This window comes from Nocardia sp. NPDC004415 (assembly GCF_053602435.1).
Window position 1 is genome coordinate 1 of the sequence record NZ_JBSGDP010000018.1, and the last position, 18190, is coordinate 18190.

Here is an 18190-nt window from a genome sequence, read left to right on the forward strand (position 1 = left end):
CATCTACCTGTCGGGCTGGCAGGTAGATGGCCTTCAGGCCGGCGCGGACCTGCTGCACGGCCTGGTTGCCGGTGAGGGCACCGAGGGAGTTGATGTAGTCCTCGTTGTTGACGAGGTCCCAGAGGATCTCGGCACCACGACGGGCGAGGGTGTGCTCCTCGACGACGTTGCCCTGCAGGGCGACGACCTGCTCGGCGGTGTAGTTGCGGGTGATGCCCTTCCAACGGGGGTTGGTGTCCCAGTCGTTCTGGATCTCCGCAGCGGTCTTCGGGGTGCCGACAGTCGACATCTCTGACTCCACTTCCTCGGTGTGGTCGGTGCTCCGGCGCGGCCTCCCCGCGTGAATCAACCGGCGGCTGAACGCTTTCGGTTGCACGGTTCGTACTGCTGGAGCAATTTGCAGGCTTGCTAGGGCTACCTAGGGCCTGAGGGGTGTACTTCCACACGATGGCACACCGAGAAATAGCCGTCTACCTGTTGCTTATGTGAATCTCAGCTAGGTTTGCCGTCGCGTTTGCTAACTTTGCGAAATTTGCAGGCGGATTGCAAGCATCGGGGCTACCGACGGGTAGTGCTGACCTGGAGTTTTAGCATAACGCTCGTACTGTTAGCGATCTTCCGCCGGGCGGGCCCCGACACACCCAAGCCTTGCACTCTGTGAGTTGATTCACACACCACGCCGGGGCTCAGCGCTGTGCGTGTCGTCACGCGAAAGTGGCTTCGGGCAAGATCGTGCTGCCGGTACGAGGAAATGAGGATTCATGCGCAAGTCGGGAATCGTGGCGTTGGCGACGCTGGCGGCGTTGAGCGTGCTGCCACCGGCGACGGCGGGCGCGCAGCCCGGCGGCGCGGCGGGCGATGTCGTCGGTACCGAGGCACTCACCGCGGCGGCCACCCTGCCCGGTTCGGTCGGCGCCGAGCGCCTGCTCTACCGCTCCACCACGGCGGGCGACGCCCCGACCACCACGAGCGCGGCCGTCTACTTCCCGCCCGGTCCCGCGCCCGAAGGCGGCTGGCCGGTCATCGCGTGGGCGCACGGCACGGTCGGTCTCGGTGACGACTGCGCCTACAGCGTGGCGGGCCCCGGCGCGGTCGAGCGCGACTGGGCCTACCTGGGCACCTGGCTGGCCCAGGGCTACGCGATCGTGGCGGCCGACTACGCGGGCCTGGGCGGCCCGGGCGAGCACCCGTATCTCCACGGCGTGGTCGAGGCCCACAATGTGGTCGACGCCGTGCGCTCGGCCACCTCGCACTACCCCAGCCTCTCGAACCGGTGGGCCGTGGTCGGCCAGTCCCAGGGCGGCGGCGCCGCGGTGTTCACCGCCCGCTACGCCACCGAGTTCGGCGGCCCCGGCCTCGACTACCGCGGCGCCGTCGGCACCGGCGTGCCCGCCTATATCGAGGACATCATCCAGCTGGTCGGCCCCGGCGTCCCCCCGATCTCGCTGAGCTCGCACCTGAGCGCCTATGTGCTCTACATCCTCAACGGCCTGCGCACCACCTACCCCGACCTCGGCATCGATGCCCTGCTCACCGAGCAGGGCCGCACCTGGGTCGACCGCGCGCAGACGGCCTGCATCGGCCCCCTCGGTGACGAACTCGCCGCCGCAAAGCCCGCGATCGGCGACCTGTTCGCCCGCCCGCTGTCGAGCATCCCCGACATCCACGGCGTGCTCGCCCGCTACATGGGCCTGCCCGAATCCGGTTTCGACCGCCCCCTGTTCCTCGGCCAGGGCCTGCGCGACACCGATGTGGTCACCCCGCAGACCCTGCGCTACGCCGCGGTGCTGCAGGCGGGCGGCCAGCCGGTCACCGTGCGCACCTACCCCACCGACCACAACGGGACCGTCAACGCCTCACTGCCGGACTCCCTCCCGTTCGTCCGCGACCTGTTCAGCTGAGCGCGTGCGTACAGTCGAAACGGTGAGAATCGTTCGCTCCGTTGCCCTTGCCTCGTTCGCGCTGCTGCTGACGCCCGTCTTCGCCCAGGCCGATCCGCCGCCGCCGATCTTCTCCCAGGAGGAGGAGTGCGCGGCCACCCGCAGCCTCGTCGACAATGTGCGCGCCACCAATCCCGAGGCGACGCCGGAGGAGATCGCCGACGCGTTCGTGAACTACATGGACTCGATGGGCGCCTACAGCCGTGTCCCGCAGGCGAAGGAGAACGACCGCCAGATCACCCTGAGCAATATCGAACGCTGCGGCCTGGCCTAGTCACCGCGCCCCGGCCGGGTGTGTCGCGAGCCAGTGTTCGGCGATGTCGATCCGGCGGGTGATCCACACCTGGTCGTGGGCCTGCACGTGGTCGAGGAAGCGTTCCAGCGCGGCGGTACGCGCCGGGCGGCCCGCCAGCCGGCAGTGCAGGCCGACGGAGAGCATCTTCGGATGTCCTTCCGCGCCTTCGCGATACAGCACATCGAAGGCGTCGCGCAGGTGCGTGAAGAACTGTTCGCCGCTGGGGAATCCGGCCGGGGACGCGTAGCGCATGTCATTGGTGTCGAGGGTGTACGGGACGATCAGGTGCGCCTGCCCGGCGACCTCGGTCCAGTACGGGAGGTCGTCGGCGTAGGAGTCGGCGTCGTAGACGAAACCACCGTGTTCGACGACCAATGCGCGGGTGTTCGGTGAATCGCGGCCGGTGTACCAGCCGCGCGGCGCGGCACCGGTGAGTTCGGTGAGCACGCGTACCGCCGCCGCCATCTCGGCGCGCTCGGTCTCGCGGTCGACGAGCTGATAGGACTTCCAGCGCAGTCCGTGACAGGCGATCTCGTGCCCGAGTTCCCGAAAGGCCGCCACCGCTTCGGGATTGCGCTGCACGGCCTGTGCCACGGCGAAGACCGTGAGCGGCAGCCCGCGCCGCTCGAATACCCGTAGTACCCGCCACAATCCGGCCCGCGACCCGTATTCGTAGAGCGATTCCATGCTCATGTGCCGATTCGGGAACGCCTCGGCGGGCGTGATCTCGGACAGGAACGTCTCCGAGAACGGTGACCCGTCGAGCACATTGTTCTCCCCGCCCTCTTCGTAATTCAGCACGAACTGCACCGCGATGCGCGCGTCACCGGGCCAGTGCGGGTCGGGCGGTGTCGGGCCGTAGCCGACGAAGTCCCGCACCACGCTCATCCGCCGAGCTCCCCGAACAGCCGCAGCCGGGCCAGGCCGCCGTCGGGGTAGATGTCCAGGCGCACCTCCTCGACCGAGGCCGCCGCGGGCGCCAGGGGGAAACGGTGCCGGGTGTCGGGCAGCAGCTCGGTGCGGGCCAGCAGCTCGACTTCGGTTCCGTCAGTGGTGAATCCGGTGAGCGAGGCCGCGGCGGGGCTGTTGCCGAGGAAGCACGAGGTGTCGATCTCGGCCAGCCGGACCGCACCTGGGCCCGCCAATCGGATGCGCACCCAGTCGTTTCCGTCGTCCCGGCGGCGCGCGGTCTCCCAGCCCTCACCCATCACCCGGGCGAGGCCGGGATAGAGCAGCTGGTTGGGTGAGCTGTAGAAGCGGTTCGAGCAGTCCAGCACCAAGGCACCGTTCTCGAGCGCGGCCAGGTCGAACGGGCCGAGCCCGAGCAGTTCGGGGTCCGGCCTGCCCTCCCCGTGTACCCGCAGGCGCGCGACGCCACCGTCGGGGTGCAGGGTGAGTTTCACGTGGGTCCAGCGGTTCTCGTCCCGGACGGGGAAGGTATTGCGGCTGTCCCCGCCGACTCTCACCCGGTCCAGCAGCGGGGCCCAGTCCGTCCGGGCAGCGATCTCGGCGGCGGGCGGGTACCCCTCGACCACGAGCCCCGCGACCGAGACCTCGGGCGGATAGTTGCCCGTGAACCACGCGGTGTCCACCACGACTCCCCGGATCACCCCGGGAATCCCGAGCCGGACGACGGCCGAGTCGTCACCGGGCCTGCCCCGGTGCCGCTGGGTCTCCCACCCGTCGTAGACCTGTCCCCGGTGCCCGAAGGTCGACGGCCGGTACTCGGCCGGGCCGGGGTTGATCAGGTTCTCCTTCTCCGCGAAGAACTCGTCGTTCGCCCAGATCACCGAGCCGCCCAGCGCGCGGACAGCCAGATCGGGAAGCAGCGTGAAGTCCGCGCCGCCGTGGTGTTCACTCACCGTGCCTCCTCTGTTCGGATACGACTGCTTCAGAGCCCGCATCGGCGGTCATGACTCGGCCCCTGGCGGCGGACGTCGCGCGGCCAGCGCCTCGAGTGTCGAGACCGTGAGTTCCGGTGCCCGCGCGAGTATTTCGTCCTCGGTGCGCGCATCGCAGCGCAGACCCCGCAGCACCGTCACCGCCAGCGCCTCGGCGGTGGCCGGTTCGTCGACCACGCCTCCGGAGCGACGCTCCAGATACGCCCGCAATCGGGGCACGGCCACGTCGGTGGCGGTGCGGAAGAAGTCGTAGGTGGCCAGCCAGCGGGTGACGAGGTGGCCGGGGTGCATGTCCCAGCCCTGGTAGTAGCCGCGACGCAGGGCGCGTGTCACCAGGCGGTGGTGGTTGCGCAGGGCGGCTTCGGGGTCGTCGTCGGGGACGATCTGGGTCGAGCCGTCGCAGATCCACACGCCGGTCTGCGCGGCCGCGACCTGCATGACGGTCTTGGCGTGGTCGGCGGCCGGATGGTCGAGGGCCTGGTCGGTGGCCGCGATACCGCAGGCGGCCGTGTAGTCGTAGGTGCCGAAATGCAGGGCGCTGCACCGCTTGTCGCTGAGCTGGATCATGCGCGCGATCGGGGCGGTCCCGTCCGGGGCGATGATCGCCTGCGGACTCTCGATCTGGAGCTCGAAGCGCAGCACGTGGTCGGGCAGCCCGTAGCCGCGTTCGAGCCCGGAGCATAAGTCGACCAGGGCCGACACCTGTTCGGCCGCCCGGATCTTCGGCACGGTGAAGACGAATCCCGGTAGCACCCCGCCCGCGCCGTCGAGCACCAGTTCCAGGGTGCGCAGGGCCCGGCTCCGCTCTCCGGCCGCCAGTCCCTTGACCCGTACACCGAACGACGAAGGCGCACTGTCCTTTCCGGCCCAGTCGGCCAGCGCCGCACCTGCCGCGGCCGCGGCCGTGTCCTCCTCGTCGTCGTCGCGGAACCCGTAGCCGTCTTCGAAGTCGATGCGCAGGTCCTGGATCGGCCGCTCGGTCAGTCTCCGCCGGACGGCGGGCAGTGCACCGGTGGTGTCGAGGTCGGCGAGGACATCGGTGTGCCGGTCGAGCAGGTCCAGCGCGGCGGCACCCCATTCCTGCGGGGTGCCGGTGGCGGACTTGTCGGCGCCGACGTAGGCGGTGTGGATCGGCTGCACCCGCTCACCAGCGCCCGGATACCGGGCCCGCAGCTCGGCGTCGACACTGTCGAGCACGGCCTCGACGCGGGCGCGGATGTGTTCGGGAAGATGGGCGCTCACCCGGCGGCTCCTTCCTGGATGCCGCGCCACACGCGATCTGCGGTCATCGGCAGTCGGTCCGGTCGCACGCCGACGGCGTCACGGATCGCATTGGCCAGGGCGGGCGCGACCGGGTTGTAGGGGGACTCACTCATCGATTTGGCGCCCAGCGGGCCGAACTCGTCACTGGTTTCGGCGAAATACACCTCTGAGCGGGGCAGATCCGCGAACTGCGGGATGTGGTAGTGGCGCAGGGTCCTGGTGGTGACGACACCCCGCTCGGTGCGCAGCTCCTCGTACAGCGCGGTACCGAGCGCCTGCGCGATCCCGCCCTCCACCTGCCCGCGCAACTGCACGGGATTCACGACCGTGCCCGCGTCGGCCACCTGGATCGACTGGAGTATCCGCACCAGTCCCGTGCCGGGCTGCACCGCGACGCGGAAGGCGTGCACATTGAAACTCACCGAGCGCGGTGTTCCGGCGTGGGTGCCGTGCGCGACCAGATCGCCGTCGGCGAGCAGCTCGGCGAGCGTGACGAACTCCGTGCCGCAGCGCACGCCGTCGGCGGCCAGGACGCAGTCCCGTTCGGGATGACCGGTGATCTTCGCGGCCCTGGCCAGCAGCATCGCGTGCAGTTCCAGTGCCGCCGCGTAGACCGCCTTGCCCGCCACCACGGTGCCGGTGGAGCCGAAGGCGCCGGTGTCGTGGCCGACGAGGTCGGTGTCGGCGCGGCGGATCACGACGCGTGCGGCGTCGGTGGCCAGCGCGGTCGCCGCGAGCTGGGCGTGCACGGTGGTGGTTCCGTTGCCGAATTCGGCGGTGCCGACGCTGATTTCGTAGTGTCCGCCGTCCAGCACGCGGGCGGTCGCGTCGGCGTGATGGCCGCGCGGCGGCACGGTCGCGATCATCGCCACCGCCATCCCCTCACCCACGCGCCACTGTGGACCGGGCACCGGCACACCGTTGCCGCGACGCAGGGCACGCTGGGCGGTGTCGAGACACTGGTCGAGGCCGTAGCTGCCGAAAGCCAGGTCGCCTTCGTCGATTTCGGCGCCGGTGAACTGGTCGCCGGGCACCACCACATTGCGCCGCCGGAACTCGAACGGGTCCATGCCCAGTTCGCGGGCGAGCTCGTCGATCGCCGATTCGACCCCGAAGATCACCTGGCCGAGCCCATAGCCACGAAAGGCGCCGGAGGGAATGTTGTTGGTGTACACCGCCTGTGCGTCGACCCGCTTGTTCGGGCAGCGATACACGGCGACGGATTCCCCGACGGAATGGAACAGCACGCCCGCGCTGTGATTGCCGTAGGCGCCCGCGTCGGCGAGCACGTCGACCGCGAGCGCGGTGAGCACGCCGTTCGCGTCGGCGGCGGCGGTGACCGCCACCCGCATCGGGTGCCGGCAGATCGCCGCGGTGAACTCCTCACTCCGGGGGAACTCGTACTGCACCGCATGTCCGGTCCGCAGCACCGCGAGCGCGATCAGGTCCTCGACCAGCATCTCCTGCTTGGCGCCGAATCCGCCGCCCACCCGCGCGGCGAACACCCGCACCCGATCCTTGCCGAGCCGGAACACATGACACAGTTCGTCGCGCACCAGAAACGGCACCTGGGTGCTCGACCGCACCACCAGCCGTCCCGCGTCGTCGAGCCACCCGATGCCGCAGTGCGTCTCCAGGTGTACATGCTGCACCCGTGGTGAATGCCAGACCCCGCGCACTACTTTCGCGGCTCCCGCCACACCGGCCTCGAAATCACCGACCCCGCCGTGGATCTCGGCCACCAGATTCCGCTGCGGATCGGCTATACGCGCCGACTCCGGTTTGTCCCCATGCACTTTCGGCGCGTCCGCCGCCAGCGCATCCTCGGGAGTGAACACCGCGGGCAGCTCCTCGTACTCCACCCGCAGCGCCCGCACCCCCGCTCGCGCCGCGTCCAGGGTCTCCCCCACCACCGCCGCCACCCGCTGCCCCACGAACCGCATCACCCGATCGATCACCAGGGTGTCGTCCGGATCGTCCTCCCGGAACTCGTGCCGAGCCGTGGAAAACGCCACTTCCGGCCCATCCCCACCCGTCAACACCGCCCGCACCCCCGGCACCGCGAGCGCGTCCGTCACTTCGATCCCGACAACCCGCGCGTGCGCGTACGGACTCCCCAACACCGCCAGATGCCACACCCCCAGACCGGGCCCCCGCTCGTCATCCCCCACCCCCACATCCAGCGTGAACTCCTCCCCACCCCGCACAATCCGCCCACCCCCGGGCGCCCGCACCCCGTCCCCTACCTGCCCCGCGACGAACCGTTCCGCCCGTACCGCAGCCGCCGCCCCCAACACCTCGGCCACCCCCACCTCCGGCCCGGCCCCGACCGACACCCCCGTCCATTCCCCTTCCGGCCTCCCCGAATACGACTCCACCCCGGGCCCATCCGCCACCGAGTCGCCAGCCACGCGCCGCCCTGCCGGCCGAGGCTCCGATCCCGCACCCGAGTCAGCCATCGGTCCCATCACCGCCCCGGACTCCGGCTCAGCTGCGGCATCGGGCTCCACCGCAGCCGCATCAGCAGCTTCTCCCGCTGTGGCCCCGGTGGTCCGACCACCATCCCCTCGAGGCTGACCGACGACGGCGGTTCGGCCTCCGCCGCGAATTCGTCCCGCGCCCGCATACCCCGAATCCCCGGCGTCAGCGGCAGGCGCCGCCTCCCCAGTTGTGCACAGTGATGCACAGGCTGGGGACAGCGCGTCCGCGATCGCCCGATAACCCGTGCAGCGACACAGGTTCCCCTTCATCAATTCCGCGTGCTCGCCGTCGGTGACCGCGTGTCCGGGATCTTCGGTGTACCCGGGAAGGTCGGTCTGCCGAGCGGCGGCGAGGCCGGAGGCGGTGACGACCATACCGGCTGTACAGAAACCACATTGGAACCCCGCCCGAGCAACCATGCTGCGCTGCACCGGGTTCGGATCATCCTCCGCGCTCAACCCGGCCGCCGTCGTGACAACACGATCAGCCACCCGATGAGCGGGAATGAGACAGGAGTGGACCGGCTCACCGTCCAGCAACACCGAACACGCCCCACAGTCCCCCGCGTCACAGCCCTTCTTGACCGCGAGGTGCCCGTGCTCCCGCAACAATGTGCGCAGGCATTGCCCCGGCCGCGCGATCACCTCGGCCGCCTGGCCGTCGATCGTCACTCTCATCCGCCACCTCCCGGGCTCATACACCACCTCCGGAACCGGTGGTCAGCACGATCCGCCCACGCAGCCCACCCTTGGCCAGACGCGTGTGGGCATCGGCCGCCCGATCCAGCGGCAGGGTGTCGGCGACCCGCAGGGCGAGCCCGTACCCGGCCAGCGTGGCGAGGGCGGCACCGTCGGCGGTGATCCAGGTGTGATGAACACAGATGCCGCGCAAGGGAACCGGATCGGCCCCGCCGACCACGGTGACGAACGCGCCGCGATTGCGCATAGCCGCCAGCGCGGCGGCACCCGACCCCACCGTGTCCAGCACCGCGTCGACCCCACCCGGGACCAGCGCCCGCACCGCCTCACCCAGATCCGGCGTCTCCCGCCCGACCACCCATTCGGCACCGAGCCCCCGCACCAGCTCCGTGTCCCCAGGCCCGACCTGCGCGATCACCCGCACCCCACGCCACCGCGCGGCGATCTCCACCGCGAACCCACCGACCGCCCCCGCCGCCCCGGTAACCAGCAGAGTGTCCCCGGCCGAGAGCTCGAGCAGCTCCAGCGACTGCCATGCCGTGAGCCCGTTCAGCGGCAGCGTCGCGGCCTCGACAGCGGAACGGCCGACGGGCGCGGGTGCCACTGCCGACGCGTCCAGCACCAGATACTCGGCGTAACTCCCCAGCGACCGATCCAGCAGATCACGCAACCCGATCACGGCCTGACCGACCACGAACCCCGCCACCCCGGGTCCGAGCGCGTCGATCTCCCCGGCCACATCCCAGCCGATCCCGATCACCGCCCGGGGCGCCATCAACCCGGCCGCCACCAGCGCGCCGGACCTGGTCGCCGCGTCGACCGGATTCACCGTCGCCGCCGACACCCGTATCCGCACCTGACCCGGCCCCGGCGCGGGCCGCGTGACCTCGACCAGTTCGAGTGCCTCCGGTCCACCGAACCGCTGGACGACCACTGCGCGCATGCTGCCTTCTCCTCTTCCGTAGGTGCTCACGAACCTAGGGAGAGCTACTCTCTGCGGTCCGCGTCGACTACCGGCTGACCCCGCTCGGCGAGGAACTGCTCCCGGTGATGCGCACCATCAAACGCTGGGCCGAAGACCACATGGACCAGGTCCTGCACGCCCGCGCCGCTTACGATGCGCGGTCCTGACGTCACGACGGCCTCCTGAGCTCGGCGGCCACCTCACCGGCCAGCAGCCCGGTGACATGTCTGCGCCAGTCCGGCGCCCCGTGCGGATCGTCGAACCAGAGTTCTGGCTCGATCTCCATCAGCGCCGCCTCGACATCGAATTCCGTGGGCACAGAGCCGAATTCGATGACCACCGGCCGCACGGTCGCCGCCGTGACGGTGATCGCGCACCGCCCGCCGGGCTCCCGCCTGCCCATCACCACCGAGCCCGAGCGCCCGAGCGGGGCCAGCGCGATCTTGCGAAAGCTGGTGCGCGCCAGCAGGCTCGCCATCGGCACCACGAACGCACGCACCACCGCGTCGGCCGCGAGGATGTTCTCACCCGGCCCGGTGACGAAGTCGCGCAGCATGATCCGCCGCTCGCCGCCCCCGCGCGGCCAGATCACCGCGCTCGCGTCCAGCGCCACCAGCGCGCCGAGCACCGCGCCGGCGGGCAGCGAAAGGCACACGTTCCCGCCGACCGTGGCGGTGCGCCAGATCTTGTGCGAGGCCAGCAGCGCCCGGCACGACTGCGCGAACAGCGCGGTCCCCGGCCATTCCGGTCGCAGCGTCGGCATGCCGAGTTCCCGGCCGGGCCCGGCACCGGCGAACTGCGCCAGCGTGCAGGTGGCGGCGATCTCGAGCCCGTCGGAGCGGGCCAGCAGCGGCGGCCAGTCCAGGGTGGTGATGTCGACGAGCCGGTGCAGGTGGTCGTGCGGTTCGGAGAACAGGTAGGTGCCACCGGCCAGCACGGCGGTGTGCGCGCCGACCTGGGCCAGGTCGGCGCGGTCGCGGGCGAGAACCACCTCCCGGACGGTATCCAGATCCACGTTCCACCTCGCTTACCTCGCCGGCCACGTTAGGGGCCGGGAGTTGCCACGATGTTGCGCGACGACCGCGCCACGGTTAACCGATGAACCTCGTCTCCAGTGTGCTCCCCGTTCGCCGAAACGGCAGTTCAGCGCGCCCGGGCAAGATCAACTCGACAACAGCGCGCGCTGCGCCACCGCCACCTCGGCACCCACGGACCCCTCGTCCACCGTGACGACCACCCCGTCACGCACCACCTCACGCCCGTTCACCAGCAGGGCCGCGAGCGGGGGCGCCGAGCCGAGGATCAACGCGACCACGGGGTCCTCGATCCCCGCGTGGGCGGGTGTGTCGAGCCGCCACAGCGCCAGGTCGGCCAGCTTGCCCGGCTCGATCGAGCCGATCTCCGCGGCCCGGCCCAGCACCCGCGCCCCGCCGAGGGTGGCCAGTTCCAGCGCCGTCCGCACCGTCATGGCGCGCGGCCCGCCGACGGCCCGCGCGTAGAGCAGCGCGTTGCGCGGTTCCTCGATCATCGAACTGGACTCGTTGCTGGCCGCCCCGTCGACGCCGAGCCCCACCGGGACCCCCGCCGCCACCAGCGCGGCGGTGCGCGCGATGCCCGCGCCGAGGCGGCCGTTGGAGGTCGGGCAGTGCGCGACGCCGGTGCCGGTGCGGGCCATGGCCGCGATGGCCGGATCGTCGAGGTGCACGCCGTGCGCGAACCAGACATCGTCGCCGAGCCAGCCCAGCCGGGCCATGTACTCCGCCGGGGTGCAGCCGAAGTTCTCGCGGCAGAAGTCCTGCTCGTCGAGGGTTTCGGCGAGGTGGGTGTGCAGCCGCGCGCCGCACGCCCTGGCCAGCGCCGCCGATTCGCGCAGCAGGTCGGCGGTCACCGAGAACGGCGAGCAGGGCGCCAGCGCGATGCGCACCATCGCGTCCGGCGACGGGTCGTGCCACCGCTCGACGGCGGCCGCGGAGGCGGCGAGGATGTCGTCGATCGACTCGACCACCTCGTCCGGCGGCAACCCGCCCTGGCTGCGCCCCAGATCCATCGAGCCGCGCGCCGGATGGAACCGCAACCCCACCGCCGCGGCCGCGCCGATCTCGGCCCCGAGCAGATCGCCGCCCCCGCGCGGGAACACGTAGTGGTGGTCGGAGGTGGTGGTGCAGCCGGAGCGCGCCAGCGACACCAGCGCCCCGGTGGCCGCGATCCGCACCGACTTCTCGTCGATGCGCGCCCACACCGGATACAGCGTGGTCAGCCATTCGAACAGGGTGTTGTCGGCGGCCACGCCCCGGGTGATCCACTGGTACAGGTGATGGTGGGTGTTGACCAGCCCCGGCGTCAGCAGACAGCCCCGCCCGTCGATCCGCCGTGTCCCCGGCCCGAAGGCGGGCGCCCGGCCCGCACCCACCGCCTCGATGACATTGCCGCGCACCGAGACCCAGCCGTCGCGGTACTCCGTACCCGCCGCGTCGACGGTCACCACCGCGCACCCGTCGAGCACCAGATCCGGCCCGCTCACGGCTGCCACGCGTTTCCCGCGTCGGGAGCGTCCGCCCGCGCCAGCGTGGCGTATATGGACCCGTAGGGCCGGTCGGCGGCCCAGAACACCTCGTCGGCGTTGAGAAGGCCGAACCGGGCCAGGTCGTAGCCGAAGTGGTGATTGTTCGGCGCGGTGAGCCGGATCTCGGCCAGCACCGGAAACCGTTCCAGCACAGCGTGTCCCATGGAGTAGAGGGTCTGCTGCACGGCCTTGGAGTAGGTGGTGGCGAACAGTTCCAGCAGCGTCGCGCGAATGCCGTCGTAGGTGGCGTCCCAGTCGACGCCGCCGGTCTCGGCGAAGCGCCACGCCACCGTCAGCGAGGTGGCGAGCACGCGGTCGCGGGTGGGCGCCAGGGTGGTGTACTCGTCGACCAGGAAATCGGCGAACTCCGACCCGGTCGACTTGAGCAGCACCAGATCCCGCACCCCGCCGAGCACCCACGCGTGCTCCCCGGTGACGGTCACCGCCGCCGTCCGCGCCTCCGGCCCCTGCCGCACCCAGGTGTGGTCGTGCTCGGCGCCGTCGACCGAAACCCGCTGCCACCCATAGGACTCCACATCGATGCGCGCGCTCGTCACCGGACCGATCGTCTCGACGAAATGCCGCCCCAGCGCGAGCGCGTAGTCCTCGATCGCGTCCAGGCCCGGTTTCTTCGCGAAGACGAACGCGGTGTTCTTCTGCGAATCAGTGGGCAGCACATGCCGCTGATCACCGTCGGTATAGGCCGCCGCGAAATCCCCACGCAGCGTGGTGGAGACATTCACATCGCGGATCTCGTGGCGCGCGTTCTCCTTGTGGAAACGCACGATCCGGTTCTCGGATTTGCCGTATCGGTTGTCGGTCAACACGATCGGACCGGTCAGTGCCATCGCTCAACTCCCTCGATAGGTGGAATAGGCGTACGGCGACAACAGCAGTGGCACATGCAGATGCGGTTGCCCACCCACCGTGAACGCGATACACACCTCCGGATAGAAGGTTTCGGTGCCGTGCACCGCGAAATAGGCGCCGGTGTCGAAGAACAGGCGATAGTCGCCCGGATTCAGGCCCGCGGCCAGTTCCCGCACGCGCCCATCGTCGTCGGTGAGCGCCTCGGTGATCCGTTGGTCCCCGCGCTGCAACCACACCGCGACCCCCGCCGCCGGAACACCGCGCACGGCGTCGAGGACATGCGTGCTCAGCCCGGTCATGAGCGCCCCACCAGCCGTGCCAGGCGCGAACGGTTGATCTTCGCCAATTCGATACGCATGACCTGCCTTTCGGTCGCTGGATCGTGGTCGAGGCGCGCGGTGAGAATCGCCAGCAGTTCGGTGCCGGTGCGCCCCACGGCGCACACCAGGTAGCGGTGACCGAACTTCGCCTCGTAGGCGCGATTGCCCTCGGCCAGCGCCGTGCGCACCGCGTCCTCGACGCCTGCCTGCTCGCGGGCCGAGGTGGGCGAGTCCGTCGGCTCGCCGATGCGCGGGTGCGCGGCCAGCGCCGCGTCGACGGCAGCCTCGTCGAGCCCGGCCAGCGCGGCGTCGGCGGTGGCCAGCAGCGCGGCCACGGTGGGATAGGGGCGGGTCTCGCGCAGCACCCGCGCCCAGGTCGGGGCGGCGCAACAGGCAAGCAATGCCTGCTCGACGTCCACCGTGGACAGGTCGTTGAAACCGGCGAGGCCGATCGCTTCGCTCGTCATCGGTCCAGCATCGCCCCATCGCGCGCCGCCCGCCACCGCAGCGGGAGCCCGCACGTCGGCGTGTCGTCGCCACCCCGCCGCGTCACCGTAATCACCGGGCAACATTGCGCCGCTACCTTGGCCGCCATGCCCCCGATCGCGCCGCTGACCTGCACGGGCATCGTCCTCGCGGCCGGTGCCGGGCGCCGCTACGGCAAACCCAAGGTGCTCGCCGAGAACGGCGCCTGGTTGCGCAACGCGGTCGGCGCGTTGCGCGAGGGTGGCTGCGATCCGGTGGTCGTGCTGCTCGGTGCCACGGGCCCCGATCCGGCTGCCGTCGACCTCCCTCCCGGCGCCGAATGGCGGTGGGTCGAGGACTGGGCGAGCGGGCTCGGCGCGACGGTCCGCGCGGGTCTGCGCGCGGCCGCCGACGCGAGTACGGAGTTCGCGGCTTTCCTGCCCGTCGACATCCCCGATATCGATGCCGAAGTCGTCGCCCGGGTGCTCGCCGCGGCCCGCGCGAGCGAGAGCGGACTGGCCCGTGCTGTGTTCCACAACACACCTGGCCATCCCACTGTGATAAAGAACAAGCACTGGGAGGCCATTTCCGCTGTGGCCGTTGGCGATCGCGGGGGCGGTTCCTATTTGGGCACCCGACAGGATATGGTGTGCGTCACGTGCGACGACTTGGCGACAGGGACCGATCGCGATTTCCCGGAAGTCGGCGCACAGTGATCGGAGTTTGAGATATGCGCGATATCGTCGATGACCTTCTGCGAGTGTGGCATTCGGGCCGTACCGGTGGCATGGCCACAGTGGTCCGAACCATCGGCACCAACGCGCTGCCGATCGGTTCGGCGATGCTCGTCACCCCCAACGGCGGCGTCTTCGGATCCATCGCGACCGGGCGGCTCGAGGAGACGGTGTACGAGGCGGCGCTGGAAGCGGCCCGCACCGGCATCCGGCAACTACGCCGCTACAGCATGATCACCGGGATGGAGTCGACCTCCGACGACGGCACCCTGGTCGACATCTTCATCGAGCCGTTCTCCTGCCGCGATTTCCCGGAGTTCCCCACCATCGCCGCCGACATCCAGGCCCATCGCCGGGTCACCGTGTTCACCGTGGTGTGGAATCAGGACCCCGATGTCATCGGTCAGCATCTGGTCACCGACCGCAAGCACGCCACCGAACTGGTCGCGCTGCCCGAGTCGGATCTGTTCGTCGCCTCCTACTGCCCGCCGCCGCGGCTGCTGATCTTCGGCGCCAACGCCTACGCGGCCACCCTCGCCGCGCAGGCGCGGATGATCGGCTACCGGGTCAGCATCTGCGATTCGCGACCCGAGTTCGCCGACCCCGCGTCGTTCCCCGGCGCCGAGGTGGTCGTGGACTGGCCGCACCGCTACCTCAACACCCTCGCCGCCGCCGGGGAGATCGACGCGAACACCGGCATCGTGGTGCTGGCCAACGAGCCGCGCTTCGAGATCCCGCTGCTCACGGTGGCCCTGCGGCTGCCCGAGCTGGGCTACCTGGCCGCGCTGGGCTCCCCCGCGGACCAGGCCCGCCGCCTCGACGACCTGCGCGCGGGCGGCTTCGACGAGTCGACCCTGGCCCGGCTGCACGTGCCCGCCGGCCTGGAATCGGGTGCCCGCACACCCGCCGAGACGGCGGTCTTCGTCACCGCCGACTTCCTCGCCTCGCGCGCCGGGCTGCGTCTGGCCGCCCAGCGTGACTACGGCTCCTCCGCCGTCGGCCTCGCGATCTGAGCCGTCGACGGTGGCCGGGATCACCGTCGAATGTGAACCGGTAACGATTCGGTCCCGCCATAGGACATAGAGTGTCGAGAAGGACTGACAGCCCCGTGGCGGCGAGCGCATCGCCGTGCCCAGGGGGGAACCACTGCGACGACGGCGCCCGCGTGGCCCGTGGACTGGAACCGACTGTTCGATGAAGCTCTCCGCACTACGAAACGTGGCCGCCCTGCGCACCACCGCCGTGGCCCTGACCGCCGCGCTGTCGGTGGCCGTGATCGCCGGTGGTGGCGCCGCCTCCGCCGCGCCCGAGAAGCCCTCCGCCGTGACCTCGGTGGTCAAGGAGGGCCGCACCTGGCATCTGAAGGTGTACTCGGCGGCGATGAAGAAGGACATCACTGTCGACGTGCAGCGTCCGGTCGACGAGTCGACCCCGGCGCCGAACTTCTACATGTTCAGCGGCCTGGACGCCGGTGAGGGCTCGGCCAGCTGGCAGGCCCAGACCGACGCGCTCGGCTTCCTGGCCGACAAGCACGTCAACGTGGTGCTCCCGATCGGTGGTCGCGGCAGCTACTACACCGACTGGAAGCAGGAAGACCCGCGCCTGGGCCTGAACAAGTGGAAGACCTTCTTCACCGAGGAGCTTCCCCCGCTGCTGGACTCCACCCTGAACTCGACCGGTCTCAACGCGCTGGCCGGCCTGTCCACCTCCGGCACCTCGGTGCTGCAGCTGGCCGAGGCCAAGCCCGGGCTGTTCAAGTCCGTGGCCGCCTACTCCGGCTGCGCGCAGATCGCCGACCCGATGGGCAAGCAGGCCGTGAAGTTCTCGGTCGAGACCTGGGCGGGCGGCAAGGTCGCCAACATGTACGGCGCCGATGACGACCCGGCCTGGGTGGAGAACGACCCGGTCATCAACGCCGAGAAGCTGCGCGGCACGCTGCTCTACGTCTCCAGCGGCAGCGGCATGCCCACCAACGCCGACGTGGAGTACTACCTCCAGGGCGCTCCGGGCCCGATGGGCGTGATCAACCTGGGCCTCGGTGTGGGTATCGAGGCGGCCACCAACGCCTGCACCCACAACCTGAAGAACAAGCTGGACTCGCTCGATATCCCCGCGACCTACCAGTTCACCCCCATGGGCACCCACTACTGGCCCTACTGGGAGCAGGCTCTGCACGAGTCCTGGCCGCTGCTGGCCCAGGGCATGGGTATCTGATTCCCGCCTGACAGCGAAAAGGGAGGCATCCGATTCGGATGCCTCCCTTTTTCGTGGCCGTTCAGCTCGCGGGCAGGGCCGCCGTGCGGACGGTCAATCCGGAGCGGATGAAGTAGGCGATCTCGTCGCAGATCTCGTCGACGGAAATGGCGTCGCCGGGGACGCTGGCGTGCACCATCTCCTGAGCGAGGGAATTCACCGCGCCGATCACGGCGAGCCCGAACAGGTGCAGGCTGCGGGATTCGGCCTCGCCGCGTTCGGCGGCGCGTTCGGCTTCGCGGGTGAGCAGGCCGGAAATGGCGCGACGCTGGCCGCGGCGCCATTCCTCCACCGCGGGACTCACGCCGACGACTTCGACGTAGAAGACGCGGGCGGCGCGACGATCGCGGCAGGTCACGGCCAGGAACGCGCGGAAACTCTCCACCACGCGTACCACCAGCGGTTCCTCGCTGGTGCGCTCGAGCGCCTCGTCGAGGCGGCGCAGCGCGGCGGTGTTGAGCCGGTCGACCAGCGCGATCAGCAGGGCTTCGCGGCTGCCGATGTCTTCGTAGAAACTGCGCGTCGACACATTCGCGGTCGCGCACAGGCGCTCGATCGAGGTGGCCGAATATCCCTGGGTGCCGAACAGTTCCAGTGCCGCGTCGGTCAATCTGCTGCGGCGCAACGCGACTCGTTGCCGGCGCGACAATCCACCGTAACTACGACCACTATCGGTTTCATTCACACGCCGAACCACGCATGAATGCTAGCGCGCGCCCGTCGGGTGGCCGGGCGATTCGCGAAGAGCGGTCGCCCGTGAATTCCCGTGGCCGCGTGGAATTGTCACTCCGGGTCGGCGGCGGGTTCGCTGTCGTCGAGTGGTTCGGCCAGTGGCCAGCCGCCCGCGGCCAGGTGTGAGGCCACGCGCGAGACATCGTCGGGCGCGGGCTGCTGCTTGGCGAAATCGGTGATGGCCGCCTCGATCTCGGCTTCGCTGATCGATTCCCGATTCGGATTGGCCTCGACCAGTTTCTCGCCGATCACCACCACCTCGTAATCGGTGAGATGCCGGTGCAGCACCGCGAACAGCGCGACATAGTCGGACTGCGGAATGCCCTGCGGATATCCGGCGCGCAGCCAGCCCAGTACCCGGGAGAGCAGATTGCCGCGAACAGCGGGGGTCTCTGGCGTCTCGGTCATATCTCCCTCACTCACGCTTCACCGAACAGGTGGATGCCGAACTGGTGGGCGATGAAGGCCTTCGCCGTGAACAGGATCCCGGCGATCACCACCACCACGATGACGACCAGGCAGAGCAGGGCCCCGGCCAGCGCGGGATAGTTGCGCCGCACCCGGCCCTCGGCATCGACGGTCTCGGCCTGGGCCCACCAGCGCACGGCGAAGGCGAAGACCGTCGGGACACCGGCCCCGAACACCACCGCGGCCAGCACTACTTCCCAGAGGGAACCCAGATTGGTGATCACAGTCTGCACAATCGTTTCC

The 18190-nt window shown here is 70.1% G+C and carries 18 protein-coding genes and 3 pseudogenes; 6 read left to right on the forward strand and 15 right to left on the reverse strand.

What is annotated here, in order from left to right; all coding sequences use genetic code 11:
* Positions 1-289: pseudogene (locus tag ACWEMY_RS11305) on the reverse strand (isocitrate lyase); the annotation flags it as partial.
* A gap of 472 nt (positions 290-761) precedes the next feature.
* Between ACWEMY_RS11305 and ACWEMY_RS11310 the strand changes: the two are divergent.
* Both ACWEMY_RS11310 and ACWEMY_RS11315 read left to right on the forward strand, forming a co-directional pair.
* Complete coding sequence (locus tag ACWEMY_RS11310; protein WP_452389898.1) at positions 762-1901, forward strand: alpha/beta hydrolase; 1140 nt, start codon at positions 762-764, stop codon at positions 1899-1901.
* A gap of 22 nt (positions 1902-1923) precedes the next feature.
* Positions 1924-2214: a hypothetical protein gene (locus tag ACWEMY_RS11315; RefSeq protein WP_375930585.1), complete on the forward strand. Its 291-nt coding sequence runs from the start codon at positions 1924-1926 to the stop codon at positions 2212-2214.
* On the opposite strand, the gene puuE is transcribed toward ACWEMY_RS11315, so the two are convergent.
* From puuE to ACWEMY_RS11345, 6 genes and pseudogenes are all read right to left on the reverse strand, one after another.
* On the reverse strand, positions 2215-3123 hold the full coding sequence (puuE, locus tag ACWEMY_RS11320; RefSeq protein WP_452389899.1) for an allantoinase PuuE: 909 nt from the start codon (positions 3121-3123) through the stop codon (positions 2215-2217).
* The gene (alc, locus tag ACWEMY_RS11325; RefSeq protein ID WP_452389900.1) at positions 3120-4097 is read right to left on the reverse strand and encodes an allantoicase; all 978 of its coding nucleotides are present in this window, start codon (positions 4095-4097) and stop codon (positions 3120-3122) included. The genes puuE and alc overlap by 4 nt, the downstream gene beginning before the upstream one ends.
* A 48-nt stretch (positions 4098-4145) precedes the next feature.
* Positions 4146-5378, reverse strand: coding sequence for a DUF6986 family protein (locus tag ACWEMY_RS11330; protein WP_452389901.1), 1233 nt, complete (start codon positions 5376-5378; stop codon positions 4146-4148).
* Complete coding sequence (locus tag ACWEMY_RS11335; RefSeq protein WP_452389976.1) at positions 5375-7867, reverse strand: xanthine dehydrogenase family protein molybdopterin-binding subunit; 2493 nt, start codon at positions 7865-7867, stop codon at positions 5375-5377. Before ACWEMY_RS11335 ends, ACWEMY_RS11330 begins: the two co-directional genes overlap by 4 nt.
* Before the next feature lie 210 nt (positions 7868-8077).
* A pseudogene (locus ACWEMY_RS11340) lies at positions 8078-8557 on the reverse strand ((2Fe-2S)-binding protein); the annotation flags it as partial.
* 16 nt (positions 8558-8573) lie between these two features.
* Positions 8574-9521 (reverse strand): NADP-dependent oxidoreductase, encoded by a 948-nt coding sequence (locus ACWEMY_RS11345; protein WP_452389902.1) that lies wholly within the window; start codon positions 9519-9521, stop codon positions 8574-8576.
* Between the two features lie 68 nt (positions 9522-9589).
* Between ACWEMY_RS11345 and ACWEMY_RS11350 the strand changes: the two are divergent.
* Positions 9590-9709: pseudogene (locus tag ACWEMY_RS11350) on the forward strand (winged helix-turn-helix transcriptional regulator); the annotation flags it as partial.
* Positions 9710-9711: 2 nt separating this feature from the next.
* Here ACWEMY_RS11350 and ACWEMY_RS11355 read toward each other — a convergent pair.
* The 5 genes from ACWEMY_RS11355 to uraD all read right to left on the reverse strand — a co-directional run bounded on the left by ACWEMY_RS11355 (position 9712) and on the right by uraD (position 13762).
* On the reverse strand, positions 9712-10557 hold the full coding sequence (locus tag ACWEMY_RS11355; RefSeq protein WP_452389903.1) for an FAD binding domain-containing protein: 846 nt from the start codon (positions 10555-10557) through the stop codon (positions 9712-9714).
* Between the two features lie 147 nt (positions 10558-10704).
* Positions 10705-12072, reverse strand: coding sequence for an 8-oxoguanine deaminase (locus ACWEMY_RS11360; RefSeq protein ID WP_452389904.1), 1368 nt, complete (start codon positions 12070-12072; stop codon positions 10705-10707).
* Positions 12060-12953, reverse strand: a complete 894-nt coding sequence (gene pucL / locus ACWEMY_RS11365) for a factor-independent urate hydroxylase (protein ID WP_452389905.1) — start codon at positions 12951-12953, stop codon at positions 12060-12062. The genes ACWEMY_RS11360 and pucL overlap by 13 nt, the downstream gene beginning before the upstream one ends.
* Before the next feature lie 3 nt (positions 12954-12956).
* A complete protein-coding gene (gene uraH / locus ACWEMY_RS11370) occupies positions 12957-13274 on the reverse strand; it encodes a hydroxyisourate hydrolase (RefSeq protein WP_452389906.1) in 318 nt (105 codons plus the stop codon).
* Entirely contained in the window at positions 13271-13762 is a 492-nt protein-coding gene (gene uraD / locus ACWEMY_RS11375; protein ID WP_452389907.1) for a 2-oxo-4-hydroxy-4-carboxy-5-ureidoimidazoline decarboxylase, read from the reverse strand. Before uraD ends, uraH begins: the two co-directional genes overlap by 4 nt.
* 126 nt (positions 13763-13888) lie before the next feature.
* Between uraD and ACWEMY_RS11380 the strand changes: the two genes are divergently transcribed.
* From ACWEMY_RS11380 to ACWEMY_RS11390, 3 genes are all read left to right on the forward strand, one after another.
* The gene (locus ACWEMY_RS11380) at positions 13889-14476 is read left to right on the forward strand and encodes a nucleotidyltransferase family protein (protein ID WP_452389908.1); all 588 of its coding nucleotides are present in this window, start codon (positions 13889-13891) and stop codon (positions 14474-14476) included.
* 14 nt (positions 14477-14490) lie between these two features.
* A complete protein-coding gene (locus tag ACWEMY_RS11385; protein ID WP_452389909.1) occupies positions 14491-15507 on the forward strand; it encodes an XdhC family protein in 1017 nt (338 codons plus the stop codon).
* Positions 15508-15688: 181 nt separating this feature from the next.
* Positions 15689-16708, forward strand: coding sequence for an alpha/beta hydrolase (locus tag ACWEMY_RS11390; protein ID WP_452389910.1), 1020 nt, complete (start codon positions 15689-15691; stop codon positions 16706-16708).
* Between the two features lie 61 nt (positions 16709-16769).
* On the opposite strand, the gene ACWEMY_RS11395 is transcribed toward ACWEMY_RS11390, so the two are convergent.
* The 3 genes from ACWEMY_RS11395 to ACWEMY_RS11405 all read right to left on the reverse strand — a co-directional run bounded on the left by ACWEMY_RS11395 (position 16770) and on the right by ACWEMY_RS11405 (position 18180).
* A complete protein-coding gene (locus tag ACWEMY_RS11395) occupies positions 16770-17372 on the reverse strand; it encodes a TetR/AcrR family transcriptional regulator (RefSeq protein WP_375930629.1) in 603 nt (200 codons plus the stop codon).
* Between the two features lie 158 nt (positions 17373-17530).
* Positions 17531-17887, reverse strand: coding sequence for a DUF3349 domain-containing protein (locus tag ACWEMY_RS11400; RefSeq protein ID WP_452389911.1), 357 nt, complete (start codon positions 17885-17887; stop codon positions 17531-17533).
* 11 nt (positions 17888-17898) lie between these two features.
* The gene (locus tag ACWEMY_RS11405) at positions 17899-18180 is read right to left on the reverse strand and encodes a hypothetical protein (protein WP_375930635.1); all 282 of its coding nucleotides are present in this window, start codon (positions 18178-18180) and stop codon (positions 17899-17901) included.
* Between the last annotated feature and the right edge of the window lie 10 nt (positions 18181-18190).